6 protein-coding genes and 1 pseudogene are annotated in these 6296 nt (G+C 67.2%); 2 read left to right on the forward strand and 5 right to left on the reverse strand.

Annotated elements, in window-relative coordinates:
• Window positions 1–82 precede the first annotated feature (82 nt).
• Window positions 83–370 (reverse strand): annotated as a pseudogene (locus APM_RS22930) (SDR family NAD(P)-dependent oxidoreductase); the annotation flags it as partial.
• 19 nt (window positions 371–389) lie between these two features.
• Window positions 390–1166: an SDR family oxidoreductase gene (locus APM_RS08540; RefSeq protein ID WP_007422964.1), complete on the reverse strand. Its 777-nt coding sequence runs from the start codon at window positions 1164–1166 to the stop codon at window positions 390–392.
• Between the two features lie 167 nt (window positions 1167–1333).
• Here APM_RS08540 and APM_RS08545 point away from each other — a divergent pair, with 167 nt between their 5' ends.
• Both APM_RS08545 and APM_RS08550 read left to right on the forward strand, forming a co-directional pair.
• On the forward strand, window positions 1334–2344 hold the full coding sequence (locus APM_RS08545; protein ID WP_241763125.1) for an acetamidase/formamidase family protein: 1011 nt from the start codon (window positions 1334–1336) through the stop codon (window positions 2342–2344).
• A gap of 1 nt (window position 2345) precedes the next feature.
• A complete protein-coding gene (locus APM_RS08550; RefSeq protein ID WP_039888140.1) occupies window positions 2346–3107 on the forward strand; it encodes an SDR family NAD(P)-dependent oxidoreductase in 762 nt (253 codons plus the stop codon).
• 79 nt (window positions 3108–3186) lie between these two features.
• On the opposite strand, the gene attM is transcribed toward APM_RS08550, so the two are convergent.
• The 3 genes from attM to APM_RS08565 all read right to left on the reverse strand — a co-directional run.
• Window positions 3187–3975 carry an N-acyl homoserine lactonase AttM gene (gene attM, locus APM_RS08555; RefSeq protein ID WP_007422967.1) on the reverse strand — a complete coding sequence of 263 codons (789 nt, stop codon included), beginning with the start codon at window positions 3973–3975 and terminating at the stop codon, window positions 3187–3189.
• A gap of 27 nt (window positions 3976–4002) precedes the next feature.
• Window positions 4003–5289, reverse strand: a complete 1287-nt coding sequence (locus tag APM_RS08560; protein ID WP_241763126.1) for a hydroxyacid-oxoacid transhydrogenase — start codon at window positions 5287–5289, stop codon at window positions 4003–4005.
• A gap of 44 nt (window positions 5290–5333) precedes the next feature.
• A partial coding sequence (locus APM_RS08565; protein ID WP_007422969.1) for an N-acetylmuramic acid 6-phosphate etherase occupies window positions 5334–6296 on the reverse strand: 963 nt, incomplete at its 5' end.

Here is a 6296-nt window from a genome sequence, read left to right on the forward strand (position 1 = left end):
CGCCTGCTGGCCGACGAGAAACTCCCCCGAAGGCCGAAACCGCGAGGGCGCGCGCAACCGCCTCGGGATCGAGTGAGGCGACCGGGCCGCGCACCCGGCCGGAGGCGTTGTAGACCACCACATCCGGCGCGCCGCCGCCGGCTTCCACCTGCTCGAATAGCCCTGCGACCGCCGCCGCGTCGGCGGCATCGCAGGCGAAGGATTTCGCCCCGATATCGGCACAGAGCGGCGCGAGCTTGTCGGGATTGCGCGCGGCGAGCGCGACGCTCATCCCCTGTGCGGCGAAGCGGCGGGCGAGGGCGGCGCTCAGCCCGCTGCCGGCGCCGACGATCAGGGCGCGGCGATAACGCGGCCCGGACTGATCTGTCATTCCATCTGACCTTTCGTTGTCATACGACACAGGCGGTGGTGGCGCCGTCCATCGTGATGTTGACGCCCGTCACATAGCTGGCGCGGGGCGAGGCGAGAAACAGCACCGTATTGGCGATTTCCTCCGGCGTTGCCATCCGGCCGAGGGGAATCCGGGCAATACCGCGGGCGCGCGTCTCGTCGATGCTGATGCCGGCGAGCCGCGCATCCGAGGCGAGGCCCTCGGCGACGCGCCCGGTCTCTGTCAGTCCCGGATTGAGGCCGACCACGCGCACACCCTGTCTCGCATAGGCGGTCGCGAGCCCGGCGGTCGCCAGCATCAGCGCCGCGTTCGCCGCCCCGCCGGCCAGATGCACGGGCGAGGCAATCTTGCCGCCATTGCCAATCACGTTGACGATCACCCCGCCGCCGCGCGCGGCCATGCGCTTCACCAGCGGATCGATCACGTTGATATAGCTGAAATATTTGGCGTCCATCGCAGCCCGCCAATGTGCCGGCGTCAGTTCGTCGGGCGGGGTGCGCCGTGCCGCGCCGGCGCTGTTGACGAGAATGTCGATCGGGCCGAGTTCGGCTTCCGTCGCCTTAATCATCGCGTCCGCTGACGCGGCGTCAGTCAGGTCGGCAGAAAGCGCGGCGCGCAGGCGCAGCGTGGCTTTGGCGGCTTCGAGATTGGCCTGCTGCCGCGAGCAGATGGCGACCTCCGCGCCCTCGGCTATGAATGCAGCGGCGCAGGCGAAGCCGATGCCCTTCGAGCCGCCAGTGACGAGGACGCGCTTTCCCGCGAGCGACAGATCCATTGTTTTCTCCTTCGGTGAACTGTTTCGTCATGGTACGAATGCACGCGCGGGATGTGGGCGCACGAGGCGGAGAACGCAATTGCGCCCGCGCGGCAAACACTGCATCATCGCTTGCGCAATCCGGCATATATGCGGGTGAACACGTTCCGTTGGTGATGGAGGTGGAAGTGACCAGGGCCAATCACTGGATTTCGAATTCAATCGTGGCGCGGCGGGGCGTCGGCTGGGCCCGCAAGCCGCGTGTCCACAAGCTGACAGAGGAAATGCAGGGCCAGTATCACTACACGATCGGCCCCTATTCCGAACCCGTGCTGACAGTCGAACCGGGCGATCGCATCGTGGTCGAGACGCGCGATGCCTTCGAGGGCGCGATCCGCACCGAGCGGGACAAGCCGAGCCGCCGCCTGCGCATGCCCTTCGTCAATCCGCAGAACGGGCCGATCATGATCGAGGGCGCGGAACCCGGCGACGCGATCGCCGTGCATATCGAGCGGATGCGCCCGCGCGGCGAGGATCCGCACGGCACCTGCTGCATGATTCCGCAATTCGGTGCGCTCACCGGCACCGCGCTCACCGCGACGCTGAATCCGCCGCTGCCCGAAATCACCCGCAAGGTGCCGGTCAACGAGAAGGAGGTGCGCTGGAGCGCGCGCGTCGTGCTGCCCTATGCGCCGCATATCGGCACGCTCTCCACCTCGCCGGAAATCGACAGCATCAACTCGCTGACGCCGGGATCGCATGGCGGCAACATGGACCTGCCGGACATGGGGCCGGGCAGCATCACCTACCTGCCGGTCCGCTCGCCGGGCGCGCGGCTGTTCATCGGCGATGCCCATGCCTGCCAGGGCGATGGCGAGGTGTGCGGCACGGCGGTGGAATATGCCTCGGAAACCACCATCCGCGTCGACCTGATCAAGAACTGGGCGCTCGAATGGCCGCGGCTGGAGCGCGAGGATTTCATCATGGCGATCGGCTCCGCGCGGCCGCTGGAGGATGCGACGCGCATCGCCTATCGCGACCTCATCCTCTGGCTCGAGGCGGAATATGGATTCGGGCGGTGGGACGCCTACATGATGCTGAGCCAGTGCGGCCGGGTGCGTCTCGGCAATTTCGTCGACCCGAACTATACGGTCGGCGCCGGCATTCTGAAGAAATATATTGACGGGGAGACAGGCTGACATGGATCTCGGACTGAAGGGCAAACGCGCCGTCATTACCGGCGGCACCAAGGGGATCGGCCGTTCCGTGGCCGAGCTGCTGGCGCAGGAAGGCGCCGATGTCGCGATCTGCGCGCGCAACGCGCAGGAGGTCGAAAGCGCGGTGGCGGAGCTGCGCCGCGCGGGCGTGCGCGCCACCGGCCGCGCGGTGGACGTTTCGGATCATGCTGCGCTGGCGACCTGGATCGCCGATGTCGGTGTGGAGTTCGGCGGGATCGACATCGTCGTCGCCAATGTCTCGGCGCTGTCGATCGGGCAGGACGAGGCCTCCTGGCGGGCGGAATTCGAGACCGACATGATGGGCACGGTCACCGCGGTGAACGCGGCGATGCCGTTCCTCGAAAAATCCGGCGCGGCATCGATCGTGGTGATTTCCTCGGTGTCGGGCCGCGAGGTGGATTTCGCCGCCGGCCCCTATGGCGTGTTCAAGGCGGCGCTGATCCATTACGCCAAGGGGCTGTCGTTCCAACTCGCGGGCAAGGGCATCCGCGTCAACGCGCTCTCGCCGGGCAATACCTATTTCCCCGGCGGCGTGTGGGAAAAGATCGAGCATGGCAATCCGGCGCTATTCAAGGAGGCTCTCGCCCTCAACCCGACCGGCCGCATGGGCCGGCCGGACGAGGTGGCGCGCGGCGTGGTGTTCCTCGCCAGCCCCGCGGCGAGCTTCGTCACCGGCACCAACCTGGTGGTCGACGGCGCGCTGACCCGCGGCGTGCAGTTCTGATCGCGCGCCGTCAATAACCAAAAGAAAACCCGCCCGGATCATCTCCGGGCGGGTTTGTCATTTCAGCAATGGGCCAGGTTCAGTCGTAATAGCCAGGCGCGTGCTTGAAGCTCGGCCAGGCGATCGGATCGTGACCGGTGACCACCGTCGCACCGGTCTTCTCCGCGAGCGTGCGCAGTTTCTGCACCGAGCGCACCGTATCGACCGTGCTGGCGAGGAAGCCCGGCAGCGCCTTTTCATCCCAGTGATCGGTCGTATAGGCCGCATCCACCGTCAGCAGCATCGGTCCGGTCTTTGGCAGCGTGACGAGGAACGACTGATGCCCGGGCGCATGGCCGGGGGTGAAGACGGTGCGGATCACGCCATCGCCGTAGAGATCGTAGAAATCATCGGCGGTGCCGTTGAGGAACTGCCATTTCAGGCCGGGCTTGTCGAAATCCTTGCGGATGTAGCCGCCGGCGGCGAACCAGTCCGGCGTATAGGCATATTCATATTCCGCCCGCTGCACGAGATGGGTCGCGTTCGGGAAGCGGCCGATCGCCCCGGTATGGTCGAGATGCAGATGCGATTGCAGCACGTAGCGCACGCTCGCCGGATCGATGCCGAGCTTCTGCAGCTGCGGCAGGCACGCCTCCTCGCGCGTCATCACCGGCAGATAGACATCGCAGACCGCGCCCCAATGCGCCCGCATGTCCTCGGCGACCTCGGCGGCGTTGCCGCCATCGATCACGATATTGCCCTTCGGATGGGTGATGAGAAACCACGGCACCGGGATTTCGTAGGGATCGTTGCCCTGGTTCATCTTGATCGAGGCGGTCACGGTCTTCAGCGTGCCGCAGCTGAACATGTAGAGCCTGATATCTGACATTTTCCTTACCCTTGCGTTAGTGGTGTTTTACCAGTTGCGCATCGACTGGCGGAGTATCGTCTCCAGAATGCCGGCATCCACCGGCTTGGGCGATCCGGCGAGCAGGCGCTGCTGCTTCAGCGCGCCGTCGATGATCGCGGGAATATCCGCCTCGGTGTAGCCGAGTTCGGCGATGCCCGAGGGCGCGCCCACCGCCTTCATCAGGTCGATCAGTGCCGCAGGCAGCGAGTCCGGGCCGGGGTTTTCGATAGCGTGGCCGCGCAGCAGGCTGGCGGCGCGGATGTGCTTCTCGGGCGCCGCATCATAGGTGTAGCGGAACGCCGCCGGCGAGGTGACGATCACCGAGAAGCCGTGCGGCACGAAGGCGTGGTTCCGCGAATAGCCTGGCGCGTGATAGACGTGCTTGAGCCCCGCGATCGGATAGGCGCAGGCATGGGGAATGTGCACGCCGGCGGTGCCGAAGCCGATGCCGGCCATGGTGGCGCCGAGCATCATCGTCCCGCGCGCCTCGTAATCCTCGCCATCGGCCACGGCGCGGGCGAGATATTTCCCGCCGAACTCGATCGCCTGGAGCGACCAGATATCGGCCACCGGATTGGAGCCCTGATAGGGCGGGCGATCGTCCGGCGAGGCCGGCTTCGGCCGCTGGTTGAACGGTTTCGAGATATAGCTCTCGACCGCGTGGCAAATCACGTCGAGCCCGGCCGAGGCGGTGACGCCGGCTGGTGTCGTCCGCGCGAGGGCAGGGTCGACCATCGCGAGGGTCGGCCGCATGTAGCGGTGCGAGATCCCGCTCTTGACCTTGAGTTCGGGGATGTCGAGCACGGCGACGGTGGTCGCCTCCGACCCGGAGCCGGAAGTAGTGGGCAGCGCGATCAGCGGCCGCAGCGGTCCGGGCGGCTTCCTGCCGCCGCCGATCGGCGGGTTGACATAGTCGATCACCGCCCCGCCATGGGTGCTGATCAGGTTGGCGACTTTCGCGGTGTCGATCGTCGAGCCGCCGCCGAGGGCGATGAACCCGTCGCAGGGATGCGCCTCCGCGAAGGCGGCGGCGCGGGCGAAACTGTCGATCGTCGGCTCGACATGGATGTCCTCGAACCGGTCGAAGGTGATGCCGGAGGCGGCGAGGATCCCCTCGATTCGCTCGATCAGGCCGAACTGGTGCAGCATCGGGTCGGCGACGAGGATGACATGGCGGAGGCCAAGGCGCTTCGCCTCCCAGCCGAGTTCGTCAGCCGCGCCGATGCCGTATTTCAACTGGGTGGCTTCGAGCGTGAAGACGCTTTCGAAGCCCTGGTCTGCCGTCTGGCTCATGATTTCCTCCATCCTCGGCCGTGAGCGGGCCAATGCGGGAGGGACTATGCCCCGTCCAGCGCGGTGCGCAATCGTCCGCCCGCCTCCGCGAGGCGCGCGCGCGCCTCGGTCGTGCCGATTCGCAACATGAGCATGACGATGGCGGTCTTTACTTCGTAACCGCTTGTTTCAAGGGCATCTTTCGCATCGGCCTCGGGCGCGCCGGCAATCGCGCGGACAATGCGGATGGCGCGGGCGCGCAGCTTCGCGTTGGTGGCGCGGAGATCGACCATATAGGGGCCGAATGTCTTGCCGAGGCGCATCATCACCGTGGTGGAGAGCGCGTTGAGGGCCAGCTTCTGGCTGGTGCCGGCCGAAAGCCGGGTCGAGCCGGCGAGCACTTCGGCACCCGTCGCGATCACCACCGCGATGTCGGCCGAAGTGGCGAGCGGACCATCGGCATTGACGATCGCCCCGGTCAGCAGGCCGCGCGCGGCGGCGGCGCGTAGCGCGCCGAGGGTGAACGGCGTCCGCCCGGAGGCGGCGATGCCGACGAGAACATCCGCCGGGCCCGCCTTGTGGTCATCGAGCAGGGCGGCGGCGACGGCGGCATCGTCTTCGGCGCCCTCGACCGCGCCGGTCACCGCCGCTGCACCGCCGGCGATCAGGGGAATGATCACCCCGTCCGGCAGCGAGAAGGTTGGCCCGCATTCCACCGCATCGAGCACCGCGAGGCGGCCTGAGGTTCCGGCGCCGGCATAGAACAGCCGCCCGCCGGCTTCGAGCCGCACCGCCACGTCCTCCGCCAGGCGGGCGAGCGCTGGGATCGCTCGCTTCACCGCCGCCGCCGCTTCCTGTTCCTGATCCAGCAACGCGGCCATGATCGTGGCGCTGTCCGCCCGGTCGAGTTCGTCGAGATCGCGGCGGATCGTCTCCGTCGCCGGCATGGCGGCGGCATGGCGCGCCGGCGCCGGCAGGGGATGCAGCGCCGTCCCGCCGATCCAGGCATTGCGGATCTCGAACGCATC

This window comes from Acidiphilium sp. PM (genome assembly GCF_000219295.1).
Classification (GTDB): domain Bacteria; phylum Pseudomonadota; class Alphaproteobacteria; order Acetobacterales; family Acetobacteraceae; genus Acidiphilium; species Acidiphilium multivorum.

Excerpts from the sequence above, each read along its gene's own strand:
- APM_RS08550 (WP_039888140.1), top strand. The coding sequence starts at position 2,346 with ATGGATCTCGGACTGAAGGGCAAACGCGCCGTCATTACCGGCGGCACC.
- APM_RS08540 (WP_007422964.1), bottom strand. The coding sequence starts at position 1,166 with ATGGATCTGTCGCTCGCGGGAAAGCGCGTCCTCGTCACTGGCGGCTCG.
- attM (WP_007422967.1), bottom strand. The coding sequence starts at position 3,975 with ATGTCAGATATCAGGCTCTACATGTTCAGCTGCGGCACGCTGAAGACC.
- APM_RS08560 (WP_241763126.1), bottom strand. The coding sequence starts at position 5,289 with ATGAGCCAGACGGCAGACCAGGGCTTCGAAAGCGTCTTCACGCTCGAA.